The sequence below is a fragment of the Ruegeria sp. HKCCSA071 genome (genome assembly GCF_017872555.1).
Taxonomy (GTDB): domain Bacteria; phylum Pseudomonadota; class Alphaproteobacteria; order Rhodobacterales; family Rhodobacteraceae; genus Ruegeria.
Genome location: NZ_JAEDOX010000001.1, coordinates 14,930 through 36,831, shown reverse-complemented (window position 1 = coordinate 36,831; position 21,902 = coordinate 14,930). Strand labels below are relative to the sequence as shown.

22 protein-coding genes are annotated in these 21,902 nt (G+C 57.4%); 14 read left to right on the top strand and 8 right to left on the bottom strand.

The window, feature by feature from the left end; translation table 11 throughout:
* Positions 1 to 5 precede the first annotated feature (5 nt).
* Positions 6 to 2,165 (top strand): selenide, water dikinase SelD, encoded by a 2,160-nt coding sequence (gene selD / locus I9188_RS00175; protein ID WP_209599550.1) that lies wholly within the window; start codon positions 6 to 8, stop codon positions 2,163 to 2,165.
* Here the strand turns inward: selD and mnmH are convergent.
* Together mnmH and I9188_RS00165 are read right to left on the bottom strand one after the other, a co-directional pair.
* Positions 2,156 to 3,208 carry a tRNA 2-selenouridine(34) synthase MnmH gene (gene mnmH, locus I9188_RS00170; RefSeq protein ID WP_209503280.1) on the bottom strand — a complete coding sequence of 351 codons (1,053 nt, stop codon included), beginning with the start codon at positions 3,206 to 3,208 and terminating at the stop codon, positions 2,156 to 2,158. The genes selD and mnmH overlap by 10 nt on opposite strands.
* A 37-nt stretch (positions 3,209 to 3,245) precedes the next feature.
* Positions 3,246 to 3,911 carry an SOS response-associated peptidase gene (locus I9188_RS00165; protein ID WP_209503278.1) on the bottom strand — a complete coding sequence of 222 codons (666 nt, stop codon included), beginning with the start codon at positions 3,909 to 3,911 and terminating at the stop codon, positions 3,246 to 3,248.
* Between the two features lie 55 nt (positions 3,912 to 3,966).
* Here I9188_RS00165 and I9188_RS00160 point away from each other — a divergent pair, with 55 nt between their 5' ends.
* A complete protein-coding gene (locus tag I9188_RS00160) occupies positions 3,967 to 5,619 on the top strand; it encodes a sulfotransferase (RefSeq protein WP_209599549.1) in 1,653 nt (550 codons plus the stop codon).
* Positions 5,620 to 5,686: 67 nt separating this feature from the next.
* Here the strand turns inward: I9188_RS00160 and I9188_RS00155 are convergent, their stop codons facing one another.
* Positions 5,687 to 7,264: a bifunctional metallophosphatase/5'-nucleotidase gene (locus I9188_RS00155; protein ID WP_209503274.1), complete on the bottom strand. Its 1,578-nt coding sequence runs from the start codon at positions 7,262 to 7,264 to the stop codon at positions 5,687 to 5,689.
* A 107-nt stretch (positions 7,265 to 7,371) separates the two neighbouring features.
* On the opposite strand from I9188_RS00155, the gene I9188_RS00150 reads away from it, so the two are divergent.
* Genes I9188_RS00150 through arsC form a run of 4 tightly spaced genes read left to right on the top strand, consistent with a single transcriptional unit; the run spans position 7,372 to position 9,531 of the window.
* Positions 7,372 to 7,710, top strand: coding sequence for a DUF952 domain-containing protein (locus I9188_RS00150; RefSeq protein WP_209503272.1), 339 nt, complete (start codon positions 7,372 to 7,374; stop codon positions 7,708 to 7,710).
* Positions 7,707 to 8,138, top strand: coding sequence for a DUF1330 domain-containing protein (locus tag I9188_RS00145; protein WP_209503270.1), 432 nt, complete (start codon positions 7,707 to 7,709; stop codon positions 8,136 to 8,138). Before I9188_RS00150 ends, I9188_RS00145 begins: the two co-directional genes overlap by 4 nt.
* Positions 8,135 to 9,193: a quinone-dependent dihydroorotate dehydrogenase gene (locus tag I9188_RS00140; protein ID WP_209599548.1), complete on the top strand. Its 1,059-nt coding sequence runs from the start codon at positions 8,135 to 8,137 to the stop codon at positions 9,191 to 9,193. Before I9188_RS00145 ends, I9188_RS00140 begins: the two co-directional genes overlap by 4 nt.
* Positions 9,190 to 9,531 carry an arsenate reductase (glutaredoxin) gene (gene arsC / locus I9188_RS00135; RefSeq protein ID WP_209503266.1) on the top strand — a complete coding sequence of 114 codons (342 nt, stop codon included), beginning with the start codon at positions 9,190 to 9,192 and terminating at the stop codon, positions 9,529 to 9,531. Before I9188_RS00140 ends, arsC begins: the two co-directional genes overlap by 4 nt.
* Here the strand turns inward: arsC and I9188_RS00130 are convergent.
* The 3 genes from I9188_RS00130 to I9188_RS00120 are packed head-to-tail and all read right to left on the bottom strand — an operon-like array spanning position 9,528 to position 11,786.
* Positions 9,528 to 10,844: an MATE family efflux transporter gene (locus I9188_RS00130; RefSeq protein ID WP_209503264.1), complete on the bottom strand. Its 1,317-nt coding sequence runs from the start codon at positions 10,842 to 10,844 to the stop codon at positions 9,528 to 9,530. The two genes, arsC and I9188_RS00130, sit on opposite strands and share 4 nt — an antisense overlap.
* Before the next feature lie 2 nt (positions 10,845 to 10,846).
* Entirely contained in the window at positions 10,847 to 11,365 is a 519-nt protein-coding gene (locus tag I9188_RS00125) for a PaaI family thioesterase (RefSeq protein WP_209503262.1), read from the bottom strand.
* A gap of 1 nt (position 11,366) precedes the next feature.
* Complete coding sequence (locus I9188_RS00120) at positions 11,367 to 11,786, bottom strand: PaaI family thioesterase (RefSeq protein ID WP_209503260.1); 420 nt, start codon at positions 11,784 to 11,786, stop codon at positions 11,367 to 11,369.
* 115 nt (positions 11,787 to 11,901) lie between these two features.
* On the opposite strand from I9188_RS00120, the gene I9188_RS00115 reads away from it, so the two are divergent.
* From I9188_RS00115 to I9188_RS00080, 8 genes are all read left to right on the top strand, one after another.
* Positions 11,902 to 12,270, top strand: a complete 369-nt coding sequence (locus tag I9188_RS00115) for a MerR family DNA-binding transcriptional regulator (protein WP_209503258.1) — start codon at positions 11,902 to 11,904, stop codon at positions 12,268 to 12,270.
* A gap of 270 nt (positions 12,271 to 12,540) precedes the next feature.
* Positions 12,541 to 12,942 carry a MerR family DNA-binding transcriptional regulator gene (locus I9188_RS00110; RefSeq protein WP_209503256.1) on the top strand — a complete coding sequence of 134 codons (402 nt, stop codon included), beginning with the start codon at positions 12,541 to 12,543 and terminating at the stop codon, positions 12,940 to 12,942.
* Positions 12,943 to 12,984: 42 nt separating this feature from the next.
* Complete coding sequence (locus I9188_RS00105) at positions 12,985 to 14,766, top strand: acyl-CoA dehydrogenase C-terminal domain-containing protein (protein WP_209503254.1); 1,782 nt, start codon at positions 12,985 to 12,987, stop codon at positions 14,764 to 14,766.
* A 55-nt stretch (positions 14,767 to 14,821) separates the two neighbouring features.
* The gene (locus I9188_RS00100; RefSeq protein ID WP_209503252.1) at positions 14,822 to 15,034 is read left to right on the top strand and encodes a hypothetical protein; all 213 of its coding nucleotides are present in this window, start codon (positions 14,822 to 14,824) and stop codon (positions 15,032 to 15,034) included.
* 279 nt (positions 15,035 to 15,313) lie between these two features.
* A complete protein-coding gene (locus I9188_RS00095) occupies positions 15,314 to 15,952 on the top strand; it encodes a glutathione S-transferase family protein (protein WP_209503250.1) in 639 nt (212 codons plus the stop codon).
* Between the two features lie 11 nt (positions 15,953 to 15,963).
* On the top strand, positions 15,964 to 17,175 hold the full coding sequence (locus I9188_RS00090; protein WP_209503248.1) for an acetyl-CoA C-acetyltransferase: 1,212 nt from the start codon (positions 15,964 to 15,966) through the stop codon (positions 17,173 to 17,175).
* Complete coding sequence (locus I9188_RS00085; protein ID WP_209503246.1) at positions 17,175 to 17,663, top strand: cupin domain-containing protein; 489 nt, start codon at positions 17,175 to 17,177, stop codon at positions 17,661 to 17,663. The genes I9188_RS00090 and I9188_RS00085 overlap by 1 nt, the downstream gene beginning before the upstream one ends.
* Positions 17,656 to 19,857, top strand: coding sequence for a 3-hydroxyacyl-CoA dehydrogenase NAD-binding domain-containing protein (locus tag I9188_RS00080; protein WP_209503244.1), 2,202 nt, complete (start codon positions 17,656 to 17,658; stop codon positions 19,855 to 19,857). Before I9188_RS00085 ends, I9188_RS00080 begins: the two co-directional genes overlap by 8 nt.
* Before the next feature lie 56 nt (positions 19,858 to 19,913).
* Here I9188_RS00080 and I9188_RS00075 read toward each other — a convergent pair whose 3' ends face one another.
* Together I9188_RS00075 and I9188_RS00070 are read right to left on the bottom strand one after the other, a co-directional pair.
* Positions 19,914 to 20,687 (bottom strand): Hint domain-containing protein, encoded by a 774-nt coding sequence (locus I9188_RS00075; RefSeq protein ID WP_348540305.1) that lies wholly within the window; start codon positions 20,685 to 20,687, stop codon positions 19,914 to 19,916.
* A gap of 269 nt (positions 20,688 to 20,956) precedes the next feature.
* Positions 20,957 to 21,892 (bottom strand): DMT family transporter, encoded by a 936-nt coding sequence (locus I9188_RS00070; RefSeq protein WP_209503242.1) that lies wholly within the window; start codon positions 21,890 to 21,892, stop codon positions 20,957 to 20,959.
* Positions 21,893 to 21,902 lie beyond the last annotated feature (10 nt).

Here is a 21,902-nt window from a genome sequence, read left to right as displayed (position 1 = left end):
CTCAAATGCACACATCTCCGCTGCCCCTGACCCGAGATCTGGTTTTAATTGGCGGCGGCCACACCCATGCCCTGCTGCTGCGCAAATGGGGAATGAACCCTTTGCCCGGCGCGCGGGTAACCGTGATCAACCCCGGCCCCACTGCCCCCTATTCCGGGATGTTGCCCGGATATGTCGCCGGACATTACGACCGGTGGGAGCTGGATATCGATCTTGTCAGACTGGCCCGTTTCGCAGGTGCGCGAGTGATCTTGGGTGCGGTCAATGGCATCGACACCGAAACACATGAAGTGCACGTCCCCGGGCATCCTCCGGTAGGCTTCGACGTGGCTTCGGTCAATGTAGGGATCACGTCGGACATGCCCGCCCTGCCGGGCTTTGCGGAATATGCAGTGCCAGCCAAGCCGTTGGGACCCCTTGCCGCAAAATGGGCCGAGTATCTAAAGGGTCAAGGGCCGGCCTCGGTCGCTGTGATCGGTGGCGGCGTCGCGGGCGTCGAACTGGTCATGGCGATGGCGCACGCGTTGAAAGCCAGAGGGCGGGCGGCACAGATTACCCTGATCGATAGTGCCTCGGCCCTGACTGCAACCAAACCCAAGGCGGCGGCAACAATCCGGATTGCGATGCATGACCTTGGCGTGGAGGTGATCGAAAACGCGGTAATCGCCCAGATCGGGCAGGATCACGTGGAACTACAGGACGGGCGCACAATTCCGGCTGGTTTCGTAACCGGTGCCGCCGGAGCACGCGCCCATGACTGGATTGCAAACACAGGGCTTGACCTTCATGACGGATACATCCGCGTAAACAGCTACCTGCAATCCAGTGATCCGGCTGTGTTTGCCGCCGGGGATTGCGCCCATCTTTCGGACAACCCCAGACCGAAGGCTGGCGTTTATGCGGTGCGCGAAGCGCCAATATTGTTCGAAAATCTGCGCGCAGCGCTCGGCGCGGGGCGGATGCAAAAATACACACCGCAAAAAGACTATCTCAAACTGATCTCACTGGGCGGCAAGTCAGCACTGGCCGAGCGTTTGGGAACATCGTTCAGCGGCCCGTTGATGTGGACATGGAAGAACCATATCGACCAGACCTTCATGAACAAGTTTCGCGACCTGCCGCAAATGACACCACCCGCTCTGCCGCGCAACCGGGCCGCCGGGCTTGATGGGGTTTTGGGTGAAAAGCCCATGTGCGGCGGATGCGGAGCAAAGGTCGGGCGCGACGCATTGCAGATCGCCCTGAAATCCCTCCCCGCCCCTACTCGTACCGACGTCACCCCCCTGCCCGGCGACGATGCCGCGCTTTTGCAAACGGGCGGGACGCAGCAAGTCATGACATCCGACCATCTGAGGGCTTTCACCAACGATCCCGCACTTATGACGCGTATCGCCGCCGTTCACGCCCTGGGGGATATCTGGGCCATGGGGGCCGCACCTCAGGCGGCCACGGCAACGATCATCCTGCCACGCATGTCTGCCGCCCTGCAAAGCCGCACAATGTCCGAAATCATGTCCGTCGCGAGTGACGTCATGCGCGATGCGGGCGCGGAAATCGTCGGCGGGCACAGCTCAATGGGCGACGAGATGACGGTCGGTTTCACGTTGACCGGCCTGTGCGAAGCTACCCCGATTACATTGGCGGGTGGTCAGCCGGGGGACCGTCTGATCCTGACCAAACCCTTGGGAAGCGGTGTTCTGATGGCGGCGGAAATGGCCGGTCTTGCCGAGGGGGCCTGGGTCGCGGCAGCCTACAAACATATGACACAGCCCCAAGGCAATGCAGCCCGCATTTTGGCCAACGCCCATGCGATGACCGACGTGACCGGGTTTGGTTTGGCCGGGCATCTGCAAGGCATCTGCGACGCATCTCATTGCGGCGCCACGCTTGATCTGGACGCGGTAAATGTGATGGACGGTGCGCTTGCCCTGACTGATCAGGGGGTCCGGTCAACGATTTTCACCGACAACAGCGCGATTGCGCCCAATCTTCCGTCCGGGCGCAAGGCGGCACTGCTTTTTGATCCGCAAACAGCCGGGGGTTTATTGGCCGCCGTGAATGCGAAGGATGCCGAAACCCTTCTGCAAGATCTTCTGGACGCGGGATATCCGGCAATGATCATTGGCCAGCTGACCGACACACCGGGTCTGCGCCTTCAAAGCTGATCCAGAAGGCTTTCGATTCGCGCGGCCGCGTTGCTCAGCCCCGCATTGTCCAAAGTTTCCACATCTAGACTGGCCAACACTTGCGCCGGGCGGGATTGCCGGGATTTAGTGTATGCGGGATCATAATGTTGTTCCATCAACGCCCGTGTCAGCGCCTGTTTTTCACCCGCATCGATCAAGCGCAGCCACCCGTCCACGACCTCATGCCCGCGATGGAACCGCAGCGGCGATAACCGGTCACGCAAACGGTCACTGTCAGACAGGATGTCGTTATAAGCCCGCACCAGATAGGCCGAACGTGCTTCAATCGAAGCCGTGATGTTCACACGCGGAGCATTACACAACGCGTTCCAAAGGCTGGGTGGCAGGATCAAGCCGCCAATTTTGGATGATTCCGCTTCGACCAAGACCGGACGCGCCGGATCCATTGCACACAGCGCAGCGGACAGAGCAGATTCAAACCCCTTCTGACTGGGCTGCCCCCCCGGCCTTTCGCCCAGCAAGGACCCGCGATGGTTGGCCAGCGCTTCAAGGTCCAGAACCTGTACGCCTCGTGCCTGCAACACAGCCAAAAGATCGGTCTTTGCGGTGCCGGTGTAGCCATCCAGCGCGATCAGCCGATGTGGCAAGGGATCATCGTACAAATAAGCGTTCACCAATCGACGATAGGTGCGATAGCCGCCTTCGACCACTTCGGCGCGCCACCCAATTTGTTGCAACATCCATGTGAAAGATCCGGAACGCTGTCCACCGCGCCAGCAATAAACCAAGGGGCGCCACGCTCCGTCATGATGGCTGAGGTGATGTTCGATGTGATTGGCTGCATTGCGGAATACCAAAGCAGCGCCCAGCTTGCGCGCCAGAAAGGGGCTTTCCTGTACATAAATGGTTCCGACCCGGGCGCGTTCCTCATTATTCAGCACCGGCAGGTTCATTGCACCCGGCAGATGATCTTCGGCAAACTCGGCAGGGCTGCGAACGTCAATCACGGTATCATAGCCGTGCGCGTAAAGTTGGGTCAGGTCAGGAAATTTCAGAGCCATGCCGAAGGTCTAGCTTGCCGCGTTTCCAATGAAAAGGTCACGCGTCATAAGGTTCGATCAGCTCAGGCCCGCTGGCCCGGTTCGAGTTCACCAAAGGACTAACCCGGTGGAAGGTCAGCACATCCTCGTGCCCTGGCTGCATCAGTCGTGCGGCCCCTTTTCCAGCTTCACCCAACCACAGTGGCCAGTCTTTGGGTTCTACTATCAAGGGCATTCGCTGATGAATGACCTCAAGCCTTTTGTTGGCAGCCGTCGTCACGATTGCACAAGTGCCCTGCCGTTCGCCTTCAGGACCCCAGTCCTGCCAGACCCCGGCAAAAGCAATCGGAGCTTTGTCCCGACGGTGGATATACCAAGGCAGGCGCGTTCCCTGTTTCGTTTTTGTCCATTCATAGAACCCAGTCGCTATGATCAGGCAGCGGCGCGCCCGGCAGGCTTCACGAAAGGCGGGCTTGTCCGCCAGGGTCTCGGCCCGGGCGTTGATCAGCAACGGCCCCGCCGTTTCGGTCTTGTACCAATGTGGCAGAAATCCCCAGCGCAGCGCACTCAGATGACGGCCTGTTTCACCACTCCGCACGACATGTACCTGATTTGTCGGACAAACATTGAAATTCGGCACCACAGGTAGCGCATTTGCCGGGCGCGCCGAAAACAGCTGAGCCATCGCGTCGTTGGGAAGAGTTATTGCAAACCGTCCGCACATAGGTAATGAACCACCGATACTATCTTGACACAGGCACAGGATCTCACGGGGTCACATGGAAAACCAGACAACACAATCCCTCAAGAGCAAAGCACTGGCCCTTCTAGACGCGGGCAAGCTTCCGCAGGCCTTGAAGAAGGCGCAACTGGGTGTCAAAAAATTTCCAAAAGACTCGGATTATCACGCCATTGCCGGCTTTGTGTTGACCGAGATGAAGCAATACAAGAAATCCATTCCGCATTTTGTTGAAGCCTCGCGAATGAAACCTGACGATTCGCAGTTTGTCGAAAACCTGGCAAATGCTTTGATGCAGACTGGGCAGATTCCCAAGGCCCTAGAATATACTGAGCAAAAGCTGGAACAATTCCCCAACAACCAGGAATTGAACCGCGTGCTGGATGAGATTCACCTCAAGGGCAACAACTGGCGCATGATAATTGAGCATGCGAGCAAAAAGCTGAAAATTGATCCCAACAATGTGGAGCTTCTTGAAAAACGTGCAAGGGCTTACGCCAAGGTTGGCTTTGACGATGAAAACTCTCGCGATATTGCGCGCGCCTACGAGTTGGCCCCCGAGAACACAAAGATTGCCTTTCATAAATCCGCCAATCTGCACCAAAGCGGTGACAAGAATGAGTCCAAGGCAATTCTGAAGCGCATTCTTCAAGATGAACCCGGGCACGTGTCAGCGTTGCTGCAAATGTCGACAATGGTTTCTACGGAGGACGCTCCGGAACTACTGGATGCCGTTAATAAAACGATCTCCGACAAGGGAGATAATATTTTGGAGCTTCAGTTCGCCAAGGCACATTTGATTTCGAAGTTAGACGGGTTGAATGCCGCCATGCCGCATTTTGCACGGGCCAACGATATTCAGCACCAAGGCAATCCTTATGTCCCGTCCGTTGAAGAGGAAAAACTGTTTCGGATCAACAGCTTGTTCCCAATCGATGCCGGAACACCGGAGTCCGGCTTTGACGAGGGGCCGATGCCGATCTTCGTACTGGGTCAACCGCGCTCTGGCACGACATTGATGGAAATGATGCTGAGTTCTGCACCCGGAATAGCCGGTTGCGGCGAACTGACCCTGGGTGCCGATTTGTCGCGTGAGTATGAAAAAAAGGGCCAGAAGTATGACCCATCCGAAGCGTCCAAACTCGCGCGGGAATTCCTCGAATTGATGCCGCCCATTCCTGGCGACTCTGTCGCTTTTGTAGACAAGATGCCGCACAATTATCAGCGCGTCGGGTTTCTGTTGTCCGCATTTCCAAAGGCAAAGGTCATCAACATGCTGCGCGACCCGCGGGATGTGGGATTGTCCAAATGGATCAGACGCTTTCCTGCGGGCGGAATGCGTTATGCCTCGCATTTGCAAGCCATTGCCCATTCTGCAAATTTGTATCGTCGCTATATGGCGCATTGGGATGCCGTGTTCGGCGATCGTATTCTGACGGTCCCTTACGAAGAACTGGTGGCAGACCCGAAAACCTACAGCCAGCAGGTCGCCGCGTTCTGCGGTCTGGAGTGGACCGAAACGATGATGCACCCTGAAAAGAACACGAAACAGGTGCGCACGGCCAGCATCGATCAGGTGCGCAGAAAGATCTCGACCAAGTCTATCGGAGGCTGGCGTGAGGTTGCCGAGCATATCAAGCCGATGCTCGACGGGATCGACCCCGAGCTCTGGCCGGAATACGATTTCAGCTGATCGGTTCCCTAACAAACAAAAAAGCCGCATCACGAGGATGCGGCTTTTGTCTTTTCTAAAATCACTGTTACTTCTGTTTGATACGCCCGTCGACATAGGGCTGATAGGGCGCATTTTCCGCCAGGTATTCCGCGGTGACATCCGCAAGGTCCGGTCCGAAGTCATAGGCGTTCTTGTCGTCGCCTTCGAACATCTTGTACCCGTCACCCCCGTTGCGGACGTAGTTATTGGTGACGACCAGGTAGGTCTTGTTCGGGTCGATCGGAACAAAACCGTCACCCTCGGCAACCATTACCTCGCTGACGCGTCCCTCGTTCGGCGCAACGCTTGGATCCCAAGTAAAGCTTAGGCCGGCGACCTGCGGGAAGCGACCTTTTACTTCTTCTACCTGACTTACACCATTCTCAAGTGCGTCAATGACACCCTGTCCGCTGATTTCAAAGGTCGACAGTGTATTCTGGAATGGCAACACAGTCAGAACCTCGCCCATGGTCACATCACCGGGATCAATGGACGCCCGCAATCCACCCGAATTGGCAATCGCGATCTGAACGCCCTGATCCGCCACGCGCGCCAGCATCGCATCCGCAACCAGGTTGCCCATCTGACATTCCTGCACGCGACAAATTGAGCGATCCCCTTCAATGGCTTCCGCAGCGCTCGCAACGACCTTATTGCGGATTTCATCCAACGGCACCGCCAGTTCCGCAATACGGTCCAGCGCCGCCTGATCCTCGGTCACTGCGTTGTCCATGATCAAAGGCTCGCCAACTGCCTCGATCACTTTGCCGTCGTCATCGAAGGTGACGTTCAACTCGCCCAGAAACTTGCCATAGGCATAGGCCTGAACAATCTGTACGCCGTTTACCACCGTTGGGTACGGACCTGCCGCCTTATCCGACACATTCGAAAGATACGTATTCGAATGCCCGCCTACGATCACATCAACACCGGTCGTCTCTTGCGCGACACGCTGATCGACACCATAGCCGGAGTGGCTGAGAACGATGATCTTGTTGACGCCTTCACCTGTCAGTTTATCGACTTCGGCCTGCACGGCTGGCACCGGGTCCGAAAACGTGACGTTGGGGCCGGGCGAGGCAAGCTCATCCGTGTCGATTGGGGTCAGGCCGATCAAGCCGATCTTCTCGCCGCCCACCTCGATAACAGTCGATTTCTTGATCCTGTCCGTCAAAAGCTCTTCGTCGCGAATATCAGCGTTGGTCATCAGAACCGGGAAGTCGACCGAGTCGATGAACCCTCGCAACACTTCGGGGCCGTCATCAAACTCGTGGTTGCCAACGGTCATGGCGTTATAGCCCAGCTTGTTCATGAACTCCGCCGCGACCTTGCCCTTGTAATAGGTATAGAAAAGGGACCCCTGGAACTGGTCACCTCCATCCACCAAGATCGAATTTTCTGCCCGTGCGCGCGCATCGGCAACTGCCGTTACAAGGCGCGCCGATCCGCCAAAGCACTTACCTTCTGCATTGTCTTCCTCACCGCATCCGCTGTCGTATTTGTTGATCGGCTCAAAGCGCGAATGGAAATCGTTGGTGTGCAGAATCGTCAGCTTGTAGTCGGCTGCTGCGGCACCCGCCGTCAGGCCCAGCACCGCGACCGAAGTTAAAAATCGGGTCAACATCTTGGAACTCCCTGTTATTATTGCCGGGGATCGTGCGCTTATGTCGACCGAGAGTCAAAGGAGAAATCCAGCTTGATTCCAAGCGCCGTGCGGGGCATCAGGTCATCATGCTGATCTACAAGATTTTCCGAGCCGTCGAATGGGCTGAACTGCAAAGTCTGGGCGCCACAGACGGAGCACCCATTGACGTGTCAGACGGGTTTGTTCACTTTTCCACCGCCGAACAAGCTGCTGAAACCGCCGCCAAGCATTTTGCGGGCGTTGAAGGGCTTACGCTGTTGGCCTGCGATGCCGATGCCATGGGCGATGACCTGAAATGGGAAGTGTCGCGAGGAGACGCCCTGTTTCCGCATCTGTATCGTCAGATCAGGTTAAGCGATGTCGTCTGGGCGCGTCCCCTGCCTTTTGTCGGCACGGCACATCAGTTTCCCGAGGACATGGCATGACATCCTATGTCGATCCGGATCGCGCCCAGTTCGAGGCATTCAAGGCTCTGGAGCGCGACCAGCCGATCGAAATGCTCAATCTGGTGAAATTCCGCGCCGAGGCGCAGTATCCCAAATCACATGAATTGGCTGGCGCAGGGCTGACCGGGGCGCAGGCTTATCAGAAATACGGGGTTGAAACCGCCCCAATCATTGACCGTATCGGGGCAAGCATCCTGTGGCGGGGTGCATTTGAAACGACACTGATCGGACCGGCTGATGAGGTATGGGATGCCGTATTTATCGCACGCTATCCGACTGCATATGCGTTTCTGGAAATGGTGACTGACCCGGTGTACCGGGCAGCGGTGGTCCATCGGCAGGCTGCGGTAGAAACCTCGCGCCTGATCCGGTGCGGATCAAGCAAAAGCGGGAAAGCGTTCGGATGAAACTGACCGAGAAGTTCGGGCTTGCGGCCATGCACTGCATGGACCCCGAAACCGCCCACGGGATGTCGATCAGGGCTTTGAAGGCGGGGCTTGCGCCTGCGCCGGGGCCGTTGACAACGCCGCGCCTGAAAACCAGCCTAGCCGGGTTGAACCTGCCTAACCCGGTAGGTTTGGCCGCGGGCTTCGACAAGAACGGTGAGGTTTTGGCACCCCTGTCACGCGCTGGATTCGGTTTCATCGAAGTCGGTGCTGTCACACCACGCCCGCAACCGGGAAACCCTAAACCCCGCCTGTTTCGCCTGACCGAAGACAAAGCGGCGATCAACCGTTTTGGCTTCAACAACGAAGGCATGGAGGTGATGGCAAAACGGCTCGCTGATCGCCCCCAAAATGCGGTGATCGGCCTGAATCTGGGTGCCAACAAGGACAGCGAGGATCGCGCAGGTGATTTCGTCAAGGTGCTGGCGCATTGTGCCCCTCATCTGGATTTTGCCACCGTCAACGTGTCATCCCCGAATACGGAAAAGCTGCGGGATTTGCAGGGCAAAGCAGCGCTGAGCGCGCTTTTGAGCGGTGTGATTGAAACCCGTGATGCGCTGCCTCGCCCGCTGCCTGTCTTCCTGAAAATCGCGCCGGACCTGACCGATGCCGAATTGCAGGACATTGCCGAGGTTGCGCGCGAGACCCGTGTGGATGCCGTGATTGCCACCAACACCACCCTGTCACGCGACGGGCTGCGCAGTTCGCACAAAGGTGAAACCGGTGGGCTGTCCGGTGCACCGCTGTTCGAGAAATCAACACGTGTTCTGGCGCGGCTCAGCCAGTTGACCGAGGGTGACATTCCCCTGATCGGCGTCGGTGGCATCAGCTGTGCGGAACAGGCCTATGCCAAGATTTGCGCCGGGGCATCAGCTGTGCAGTTCTATACGGCGATGGTGTATTGCGGCATTTCTCTGGCGGCCGACATTGCGAACGGGCTGGATAAACTGCTGGCCTGCGACGACTTTGACAATGTGGCTCAGGCCGTCGGCAGCAAACGAGAGGACTGGCTATGATCGAATATTGGCACAACCCGCGCTGTTCAAAATCCCGCGCCGGTCTTGCATTGCTGGAAGAAAATGGTGCACGGGTCACGGTGCGCAAATATCTTGAGGATGCACCATCAATTGATGAGCTGCGAGCGGCACAATCCGCCTTGGGGCTTTCGCCCGTCGAGATGATGCGCACCGGAGAATCCCGGTTCAAGGAACTGGGGCTGACAAAGACCTCGCCAGACGACGCCCTGATCCGGGCCATGGCTGAAAACCCGATCCTGATTGAGCGTCCGCTTGCCATTGCGGGCGATAAGGCCGCCATCGGGCGTCCACCGGAAAACCTTCTTACGCTGCTCTAGGCCACCTGCGCCTCGAGCTTGGGATAGCGCCACCCCAAAGTCACGCCACGTGCGATGTTAAGCACCATCAACGCGGCCCACAGGCCGTGATTTCCGAAACTTGGCACCAGAATAAACAGCGCAACCAGATAGATAGCGACCGATTGGAACATCGCGCTACGCATGGCCCGGGTCCATGTAGCACCTATGTAGATGCCGTCAAACATCCAGCTTGCCACGCCGATAACGGGTGCCAACGCGGCCCAGACAAGAAACTCGCGCCCGGCCTCGCGCACCTGCGGCGATGTTGACATGAGGTCGATCAACGCCGGTCCGGCGACAAAGAAAACCACACCCAGTAACAGGGCACCCCCAACACCCCATTGCGAGGTCATGACAGACGCGCGGCGCACCTGATACCTGTCTCTGGCACCCACCGCGCTTCCGACCAGCGCCTCGGCGGAAAAGGCAAACCCGTCCAGCGCAAAAGCTGTGATTTCAAGAAACTGTAGCAGGACCTGATTGGCCGCCAGATTGACATCACCCAGATCGGAACCGACGAAAAGAAAGGTCGTGAAGGATCCGGTTAGCAAAACCGACCGGATCATGATATCGCCGTTGACCTGCAACATCCGGCGCAGTCGGGCAGCGTCAAATATGCGGGCCCAGTCGCGCCAGATTCCGTCTTCGAACCCATCCCGACACAGCCAAAGGCCCAGCGCCAGACCTGTCCATTCCGCAATCAAAGTGGCTATGGCAACCCCTTCGACACCCCAGCCAAGACCAAGCACGAACCACAGGTCCAAAACGATGTTCAATCCGTTCATCCAGACCTGAAGAACAAAAACCCCGCGCGTGCGTTCAACGGCAATCAACCATCCGGTAACCGCAAAAAGTGCAATAGTGGCAGGCGCCCCCCAAATTCGAACCTCAAGATAGGCGCGGGCAAGTGTTTCGACCTCGGGACTTGCCGGAGAAAGGGCGAATGCACCCGCGAACACAGCCACTTGCGTGAGGACAAAGAACAACCCGGCCGCGCCGCCAAGCATCAGGCCGCGCATCAGCAATGCCCGGGTTTCAACAGCGTCACCTGCCCCGCGTGCCTGCGCCGCCATCCCGGTGGTTCCCATCCGCAAGAAACCGAAGATCCAGTAGATCGTTGACAGGATCACTGCGCCGATTCCGACCGCCCCGATAGGCGCAGCCTGCCCCAACTGGCCGACAACACCGGTATCAACTGCCCCCAGAATCGGAACGGTGGCGTTCGACAGGACAATCGGCACCGCGATCTTCAGCACCCGTCCATGCGTGATGGGCGCCGAGGCGTCCTGCATGGTCAGCTCTTGTCTCTGGGAGGTTGCGGCATCAGGAAATGTCCGGAAGCCTGCGCAAACAGTTTCGCATGATTGTCCTGCCAGGCTTCAACCCGCACCGATGCGTAACGCCGCCCGGACCGGCTGATAAATGCCCGCGCATAGGCGTCTCGCGGCAAGCCCGAGCGCAGATAGTCGACGGTAAAGTCAATCGTCTTCGGAAACCGGATGCTTTCGTCTGACACGATGGCGTCTGCATCTATCTCTCCGCTCTCGATACTTGGAAACATGTGTTCCCAGCTCAGCGTGATAACGGCTGTCACTTCCAAAAAGGCAGCCGTCACACCGCCATGAATTGCAGGCAGAAACGGGTTGCCGATCAGCTTGTCATCGAAATTCAACACGCCGGTCAGTTCATCCCCGCGCCTGTCAAAACTGATGTTCAGAAAACGGATATACGGTACGCCATCGACAAGCGCACGCAGGGCAGCATCGCGGCGCTGCTTGACCACCTGCATCGGTTCGGGACGAGGTCGCGGCATGTTACTTCCCTTCAACCGTAAAAGAGCCCGAGGCAGTCGCCACAGGCAGGTCCGTGTCGTTGTCCATTGCAGTGGCCCGCACGAAGGCAACGTTGCGCGTGATATGATGGCAAACGGCATGCGCAGTAATCGTCTGACCTGGCGTCGCCGCGCGCATATAATCTATCCGCAGATCGATTGTTGCGGTTCCTCCGGGCGCCGACGGGTGGCTCATCACCGCAGCACCACAACAGGTGTCCAGAATCGTGGAAATCGCACCGCCATGAATCACCCCTGTGCGCGGATCCCCGATCAGGTCTTTGTTGTAGGGCAATGTTATCTCAGCCTCACCTTCGCCGATCTGCGTGAGCGTAAGGTTCAATGCCCGCGCATGGGGGATCGCCTCGATAAACTGGCGGGCTAAAACTGTTTTATCGACCATGGGTATGCGTCCTGTTCTCTGCACTGCCTTTATGAGCCGGTGTTCCAGTAAAGAGCAAGCCTGCCTGTTGCGCTTGGGATCGGGACCGCCTAGGTTGCTGACGAGGAGACCGGGAATGTCCAACAACCGTTTGTCATTCAAAGAAATGTGCGCCGAGTTCGACGTGACGCCGCGCACCTTGCGCTATTACGAATATATCGAGCTTTTGCAACCGGACCGCGAAGGGCGTTCGCGCTTTTATGGGGCCCGGGAATGCGCGCGAATGAAGCTGATCATGCGCGGTCGTAAATTCGGCTTCCCCTTGGAAGAGATTCGCCAGTGGCTTTTGATCTATGAAGATCAGGGCAACGAGGCGCAAATGGCCACCTTCGTGGAAATGGCAGACCGCCAGATGAGTGAACTTCAGCAGCAGCGCCAGCAATTGGACGAGGCCATGAACGAACTCAAGCGCCTGCGCGACCAAACCGCCAAATCTCTGGAATAACCTTTTCCGATTTTACAAAATCAAACATTGCAGGTGGCAGAACCTGTCAAAACCGGTGCGCTTCCCCTTCCGCGCTCCCGATTATTCATGCCGGAAATCAGTTGACGTAACGGTAACAAAATTACGTCGGACACCGCTTACGTGTACGGATGTTACGTCAACTTAAAAGTGACGCAGCGTCTGGATTACGTAAACGTCACTCACATGTTGTAAAGCACCCACCAACTGCGCAACTCATGTCTCATGACGCCAGTGACGAGAGTATGACGAATGACCGAAGATGTGATGACCATCCGCGAGATGTGCGAGACCTATGATGTCACACCACGCACCTTGCGGTTCTATGAGGCAAAGGAACTGCTGTTCCCGATCCGCGAAGGCCAAAAACGTCTGTTCACCAAACGTGACCGGGCGCGGCTGAAGCTGATCCTGCGCGGCAAAAGATTTGGGTTCAGCCTCGAGGAAATTCGACAGCTGCTGGATCTCTACCACGTGGGCGATCAACAGGTCACCCAGATGAATCGCACTTATGAAATCGCGTGCGAACGTCTGGCTGACATGGAATCGCGCCGTGAAGAGCTGACGCAGGCCATCGACGATCTGAAAGAGCAGTTGCGCTGGGGCGAGAAAGTCATCGCCTCGATGAAACAGGAAAAGAAGGCGGCCGAGTAACCTCGCCCTGCCTTCCGGACATATGAATTAAGGGAGCTTCACATGCCCGTTTACAACGCGCCAACCAAAGACATGCAGTTCATTCTGCACGATGTTCTGAAAGTCTCACAGTCGGACATCCCCGGCTATGACGAACTGGAAGCCGAATTCACCGGCGCAGTTCTGGAAGAAGCAGGCAAGGTTGCCGCCAACGTCCTGCATCCTTTGAACGTTGTTGGCGACACCGAAGGGTGCCGGTTGGAAAACGGTATTGTGTACACCCCTACCGGGTTCAAAGACGCCTTCGAGCAGATGAAGGAAGGTGGCTGGACTGGCCTCGACATGCCGGAAGAGTATGGTGGCCAGAACATGCCCTACGTGATCGGCACAGCCGTAGGTGAGATGTTCTCGGGCTCCAACCAGGCTTTCACCATGTACCAGGGCCTGACCCATGGCGCAGCCTCGGCCATTCTGGCGCACGGAACAGACGAGCAGAAGAACAAATACCTGCCCAACATGGTCAGCTGTGAATGGACCGGCACCATGAACCTGACCGAACCGCATTGTGGGACCGATCTGGGCCTGATGCGCACCAAGGCAGAACCGCAGGGTGATGGCAGCTATAAGATATCCGGCCAGAAGATCTTTATCTCGGCTGGCGACCACGACATGGCAAACAACATTATCCATCTGGTGCTGGCCAAGATCCCAGGTGGCCCCGAGGGCATCAAAGGCGTGTCGCTGTTCATTGTGCCCAAGTTCATTGTGAACGAAGACGGCAGTCCGGGCGAACGCAACGGCGTATCGGTCGGAAAGATCGAAGAGAAAATGGGCATCCACGGCAACTCGACCTGCGTCATGAACTATGACGAAGCCACCGGCTGGCTGCTGGGCGAAGAGCACAAGGGCATGCGCGCCATGTTCACCATGATGAACGAAGCGCGTCTGGGTGTGGGTATGCAGGGCCTGTCGCAAGCCGAAGCGGCCTATCAGAATGCTCTGGAATACGCCAAGGATCGTTTGCAGGGTCGCGATGTGACCGGCGTTAAGAACCCGGATGGTCCGGCCGATCCTCTGATCGTGCATCCAGATATCCGTCGCAACCTGATGGATCAGAAAAGCTTTACCGAAGGCGCGCGCGCGTTCATCCTTTGGGGCGCGACCATGATCGACAAGGCGCACCGCGCGGGAGACAAGGATGCGGACGGGCTGATCTCGCTGCTAACTCCGGTCATCAAAGGCTTCCTGACCGACGAAGGTTACGACATGACCGTTCAGGCGCAGCAGGTCTATGGTGGCCATGGCTACATCGAAGAATGGGGCATGTCGCAATACACCCGTGACGCCCGCATCGCGATGATCTACGAAGGCGCAAATGGCGTTCAGGCGCTTGACCTTGTGGGTCGCAAGCTGGCGCAGGATGGCGGCAAGCACGTCATGGCGTTCTTCGAGATGGTCAAAACCTTCTGCAAGGATAACGCGGGCCAGAACGAAGCATACGACAAAGCGTTCATTGAACCGCTGAAAGCTGCGTCCAAGGATCTTCAGGCCGCAGGCATGTATTTCATGCAGGAAGGCATGAAGAACCCGAATAACGCACTGTCCGGTTCCTATGACTTCATGCACATGTTCGGCCATGTTTGCCTGGGCCTGATGTGGGCGCAGATGGCCAAGGCCGCGCAGGACGCTCTGGACAATGATGCGTCGGACAAGGAGTTCTACGAGACCAAGATCAACACCGGTCGCTTCTACATGGCGCGTCGCCTGCCAGCGACAGCGATGCATCTTGCGCGCATTCAGACCGGCGCAGACACGGTAATGGCACTGGACGCGGCGAACTTCTGATCTCAGTCTGGGTCCGGGCAACACCGCCCGGACCCAGTTTACCGAAGGAGACCAAATGCCAAAACGTTTTCGCCTGACCCGCCGTTTCCCGGTTGCGATGACTGAAGACGGGTATCGCAAGCTCAAAGCGTTCGCGCGGGATGCTGGTCTGGACGAAGGCGAGGCGCTGTCTTTCTTGTTCGAGAATTTCAACAGCGTGATTGATGAGGAGAACCTGACCCACCGCCTGCGCATCTTCAATTCTGAACTTGAGGCACGGAAAAGATGAGCTGCTACAAAGAAAACTCAACGGCGACGCTAACTTGAATGCCGGACGCCTCCGGCGGGAGTATTTGTGAAAAGATGAAGCGGCGATGCGTCCCTGCCACCGGGCGCACTCGCCATCAGGACAGGAACGACTTCACCTTTTGCGGCCATCGGCTCTCCAGCCTGTACCGCATAACTACTTAAAACGAAGATGGTTGATTTAAGGTTACCGACAGTCCTTCATCTTTTCAAAAATACTCAAATCCAGCCTAGCCACATGCGCCTTGGGAGGGGCGAGCACATGACCATCAAACTTCATTGCTTCGGAGAAAGTGGAAACAGCTACAAGGCTGCTTTGGCATTGGAAATGTCCGGTTTGGAGTGGGAACCGGTCTTTGTCGATTTCTTCAAAGGCGTAACCCGCACGCCGGAATATCGTGCTGACGTAAACGAGTTGGGTGAAGCGCCTGTTCTGGTCGATGGAGATTTTCGCACCAGCCAATCCGGTGCGATTCAAGCCTATGTCACAGAGAAATCCGGCAAGTTCGGTGGCAAGGACCGGGAAGAAAACTACGATGTTCTGCGTTGGGTCTTGTGGGACAATCACAAACTCAGCTCCATGGCTGGTTTGACGCGGTTCCTGATCAATTTCCTACCCGAGCAGCACCGCAACCCTGACGTCATTGCATTCAACAAAGGACGTTTGAAATCAGCTTATGAGATCCTGAACGCGCATCTGGAAGGCCGCGACTGGATCGTCGGCGACGGCGTAACCAACGCCGACCTTAGCTGCTGCGGCTATCTGTATTACCCTGAACCATTCGGTTTTGACCGTGCCGACTGGCCCCATATCGATGCCTGGCTGACCCGCTTGTCCGAACAGCCCGGTTGGAAGCACCCCTATGACCTGATGCCCGGCAACCCGTCGGATCGAGCTTGAGGAGAAGACCCATGACCGAAGCCTATATCTATGACGCCCTGCGCACGCCGCGCGGCAAGGGCCGCAAGGATGGCAGCCTGCACGAGGTAACCTCGGTGCGCCTGTCCGCCCTGACCCTGAACGCGGTGAAAGAGCGCAACAACCTGGAAGGTCACGCCGTCGAAGACGTGATCTGGGGAAACGTCACGCAAGTGATGGAGCAAGGCGGCTGTCTGGCGCGCTCGGCCGTTCTGGCATCCGACCTCGACCAGTCGATCCCGGGTTTGGCGATCAACCGTTTCTGCGCCTCGGGCATGGAAGCCGTGAACCTGGCCGCAAACCAAGTGAAAGGCGGCGCGGGCGATGCCTATATTGCAGGCGGTGTCGAGATGATGGGTCGCGTGGCCATGGGCAGCGACGGTGCAGCAATCGCCGTTGACCCCTCGCTGGCGATGGAGACCTATTTCGTGCCTCAGGGCATCTCGGCCGACATCATCGCGACCGAGTATGGCTTTACCCGTGATGACGCGGATGCGCTGGCGGTTGAATCGCAAAGACGTGCTGCGGAAGCATGGGCCGACAACCGGTTTGAAAAATCCGTGATCACCGTCAAGGATCAAAACGGTCTGACCATTCTGGACCGCGATGAATACATGCGTCCAGGCACCGATATGCAAAGCCTCGGCGCTTTGAACCCGTCATTCGCAATGATGGGCGAACAGATGCCTGGCTTCGACAAGGTTGCAATGCTGAAATACCCCCATCTTGAGCGCGTAAACCACATCCACCATGCAGGCAACAGCTCGGGCATCGTGGACGGAGCCGCTGCTGTTCTGATCGGCAACAAGGAATTTGGCGAGAAATACGGCCTCAAGCCGCGTGCCCGCATCAAAGCAACCGCCAAGATTGGCACTGATCCGACCATCATGCTGACCGGCCCGGTACCGGTGACCGAGAAAATTTTGGCCGACAATGGCATGAAGATCAGCGATCTGGACCTGTTTGAAGTGAACGAAGCCTTCGCCTCGGTCGTGCTGCGTTTCCAGCAGGCATTTGATGTCGATCCTGCACTGGTCAACGTCAACGGCGGCTCGATCGCGATGGGTCACCCGCTGGGTGCCACGGGTGCGATGATCATTGGTACGCTGCTGGATGAGCTTGAGCGTCAGGACAAGGAAACCGGTCTGGCCACGCTTTGCATTGCATCCGGCATGGGTGCGGCAACCATTATCGAGCGCGTCTGATGCCAAAGCTGGATCTTTCTCAGATTCCGTTTCAGGGCGGCTCGGCCTATCCCGGCAAGCTGGCCGAAGCGACCGCAGGTCGCTTCGCGCAGCGCGTGGGCGATGCGGGCGGGCTGACCCAATACGGGGTCAACATCGTGCGGCTGGAACCGCAGGGCCTGTCCTCGCTGCGGCATTACCATATGAAACAGGACGAGTTTGCCATCATCCTCAGCGGCTCGTGCACGCTGGTCGATGATGATGGCGAGCACGAGATGCAGCCCGGCGATTGCGCCGCCTGGCCCGCAGGTGAGGCCAACGGCCATCACCTTGTGAACAAGACCGATGCGCCCATGACCTTTCTGGTGGTGGGCACACGGACCCCGACCGAGACCGGCTATTACAGCGACATGGACATGATGGTGAAGGTTGATGAGAACGGATTCTCCTTCACCCGCAAGGATGGCAGCCCGCTGACGGCTGACCAGATTGGAGATGACAATGACTGATTTCACTCTGAGCAAAGACGCCGATGGCGTCGCCACAATCACCTGGGACGTGGCCGGGAAGACCATGAACGTGATGTCCTTTGACGGGCTGGCAGAATTGAGCGATTGCATCGATCAGGCGCTGGCCGACGATGAGGTGAAAGGCATCATTGTTACTTCGGGCAAAGAAGGGTCATTTGCAGGCGGCATGGACCTGAACCTGCTGGCGGTGATGAAAGAACAGGCGGGCGACAATCCGGCCAAGGGTCTGTTCGAGGGTACGATGAAAATGCACGCCCTGCTGCGCAAGATCGAACTGGCGGGTATGGACCCCAAGACCAAGAAAGGCGGCAAGCCGATTGCTACCGTTCTGCCCGGGACCGCTGCGGGCATCGGTATGGAACTGCCCCTGTCCACCCATCGTATCTTTGCGGCCGAGAACCCAAAGGCGAAGTACGGCCTGCCCGAGATCATGGTCGGCATCTTCCCCGGCGCGGGCGGCACCACGCGGATGGTCCGCAAAGTCGGCGCCATTGCGGCGGCTCCGCTGCTGCTGGAAGGTAAGATGCTGGACGTCAAGAAAGCCAAAGGCGCAGGCTATGTTGACGAGATCGCAGCCGATCCAATGGCGGCAGCCAAGGAATGGGTGCTGAACGCCAAGGACGCCGATCTGGTCAAACCATGGGACGCAAAGGGTTATAAGATGCCCGGTGGCGCCCCCTATCATCCTGCGGGCTTCATGAACTTCGTTGGCGCGTCGGCGATGGTAAATGGCAAGACCCAAGGGGCCTTCCCGGCCTCCAAGGCTCTGCTGAGCGCGGTTTACGAAGGCGCTTTGGTCGATTTCGACACCGCGCTGAAAATCGAAGCGCGCTGGTTCACGTCCGTGCTGATGAACCCGTCGTCAGGTGCGATGATCCGGTCGCTGTTCCTGAACAAGGAAGCACTGGAAAAAGGAGCCGTGCGCCCCACCGGTGTCCCGGACCAGTCAGTCAAGAAGATCGGCGTTCTGGGCGCGGGCATGATGGGGGCTGGTATCGCTCTGGTATCGGCGCAGGCCGGTATGGAAGTTGTTCTGATCGACCGCGACCAGGAGGCTGCGGACAAAGGCAAAGCCTATACCGAGACCTATCTGGACAAAGGCATGAAGCGCGGCAAGGTCACGGCTGAAAAAAAAGAGGCCATGCTGGGTCGGATCACCGCGACGCCGGATCTGGACAACCTGAAAGGGTGCGACCTGATCATCGAAGCGGTCTTTGAAGACATGGGCGTCAAGGCTGAGATGACCAAAAAGGTTGAGGCGATTATCCCCGAAGATTGCATCTTTGCATCGAACACATCGACCCTGCCGATCAGCGATCTGGCCAAAGCTTCGGTCCGGGCTGACCAGTTCATCGGCATCCACTTCTTCTCACCGGTCGAAAAGATGTTCCTGGTCGAGATTATCAAGGGCAAGGAAACCGGGGATCGTGCAGTGGCCAAGGCGCTGGACTATGTGCGTCAGATCCGCAAGACCCCGATCGTGGTCAACGATGCGCGTTTCTTCTACGCAAACCGCTGCATCATTCCATATATCAACGAAGGCGCGCGCATGGTCACTGAAGGCGTCAGCCCCGTTTTGATCGACAACGCCGCGCGGCAGTTGGGCTTCCCGGTCGGTCCGATCCAGCTGACCGACGAAACCTCGATTGATCTGGGTGCAAAGATCGCCCGCGCGACAAAGGCGGCGATGGGCGATGCCTATCCGGAAAGCCCCTCGGACGATCTGATCTTCTGGATGGAGGAACAGGGCCGTCTGGGCCGTAAGGCGAATGCCGGTTTCTTCGACTATGACGAGAAGGGCAAGCGCGTCGAATACTGGAAGGGCCTGCAAGACAAGTATCCGCTTGCCGATGACCAGCCTGACCTGATCGAAGTGCAGGAACGTCTGATGTTTGCTCAGGTTCTGGAGGCCGTCCGCGCGCTGGAAGAGGGTGTTCTGGAGGACATCCGCGAGGGCGATGTCGGCGCAATTCTGGGCTGGGGCTTTGCCCCGTGGTCGGGTGGTCCGTTCAGCTGGCTGGACATCATCGGCACGCCCTACGCGGCCGAACGTTGCGATCAATTGGCCGAGAATTACGGTGAACGCTTTGCCTGCCCGACGCTGCTGCGCGAGATGGCAGAAAAAGGTCAGAACTTCTACGGTCGCTTCAACCCTGAAGCAAAAGCCGCTTAATCCAATGACGCGGGCGCATGTCACCATGCGCCCGCATCGTTCTTGTCAGTGTTTGGTTAGATCTGCCATTCGGGCCGCAGGAACAGAACCGGCGCGCTTGGGCGTCCCGGTCGACCCGGTCGCCTAACCCCAAACGGCGGGCGGATCGGAAATATCGGTTCCTGGGGAATGGGTGCAGGCAGCGCACCCAATGGGTTGGCAAGAGCCGACATATCGCCCTTGCTTATAAGTGAGTGGATCAGGTCTGAGGCCACCTCTTCGGCCGCGACATCGTACCGTGTTCCGGTGGTTGCACCGCGCATGTTGAAGCGACCGGACGGGCAATAGGCCTGCAATCCGCCCTCGACAAAAATCACCTGATCATCATCAAAGAACAAAGAAAACACTTCAAAAGACGACCCCGGTGCCTGTGACGTCAGGTGACCGGCGCCGTTCAGCAAACGCGCTGGCACCACCGAAGGTCCATCGGCCTTGGCGTTGATCCGGGACAGGTTTAGCGCCATGCCCTGTTCGGGCATCAACCAGACAGGTCGCCCGTTATACGCGGCGCGGGCAGGCACGAGGACCGGCAGGAACTCGACCCGGCGTTCATCGGCTGGAATGACCACAACGCTTATCGAGATGCGCCGTACTTCTTTGAACCCGTGATCGAGGGTTCTAACCAGATCACCCACCGTGATCCGTTCGACCGGCTTCCACCCGGCAGTCGTGGCGATCTTGGTGCCGTGCAAAAACCCGCCACGGCGCGCATTTACCGCCTGTTTATTGTTGGTTCGATCAACTTCTGGCAGCTGATCCAGATAAACAGAAATACTTGTTACTTCGGACACGTGCCTTACCCCCTTTTGGCACAAAACGGTTATGCCAATGAGCTAACACCAAATATTCGGCCCGTCACATTTCAGACATATTTGCGCCCAATTTTGACCAATTCCGCGTAGTTACCGCGAGTTTTCATGAACACTCTATGAGCCTCACTGGGCATTTTTTCCATTTCTGAAACGAAGGCGATTTTGTCGATCCTCCGAATCCTCGCGTTTCACAGAGGTTCAGAAGCATCAAGACGATCTGGCTTAGACGTGCATACGACCCAATCGCGTCAGGCTACTTTTTGCTGTTCAGATGATCGGCTGGCACGCCACCCCAGCAACAGACCCGCTGCCGCAATCATAAGGATGCCCGAAATCTGAAAGACGCCAATGGTTTGCCCAAAGGCCACAAATGCGAAGAGCGGGCCGAAGATCATCACAGAATACTCGAACACCGCAACATAAGATGGCTCGCCTACCTGATACGCCTTGATCAGCATGAAAACCGCGATTGTTGAACCGATAGCCTGAGTAACCAGCCACGGTATGGCAGGCCCCATGTTCCAAACCCATCCACGCGAGACAAAGCCATCAGCACCCTCTGCCGTGACGAGCGGTGAGATTGTCAGAAACGCAACCCCCATCGCACCTGCCACACCCAGAGTAATGACCATAACGGCCAGCATGGCCACAGTGCTTTCCTGAGAACAATGCGTACGCGTGAGGATCGAACTGAGGGCATAGAAAAACCCTGCCGCCACAGGCACCAGCGTGCGCAGGTCAAAATCGCTGGGGTTTGGCTGAAGTACCAAAAGGATGCCAGTAAATCCAATCAGTACGGCCAGTATGCGCCACGGCCCTATTGGTTGCCTGAGCACCAGAGCGGAGATCAACAGCACAAAAATCGGTGAGGTGAACAACCCTGCCAGCGCCTGTGCAATTGGCATCATGGCAAGAGATGCAAAATAGAAAAGCATCGCCATGGTAATCAGCACGCTGCGCAAGATGACAGGCCCCCACCGCACGGGCCTCAACCCACCCAGCCCCAGAAACGACAGGCCAACAATCAGCGGCAGCATCAACAGTGCACGGGTCAGATGAAACTGCCACAGCCCGACGGTTTCGGCCAAAAGGATCACAACATTGTCGATGACGCCGATAATTGCCATGGCACTTACCATCAGCGCCGAAGCCAGAACAGCAGAAGATGCGGAATGCGCCTGCATGAAGTCGTGT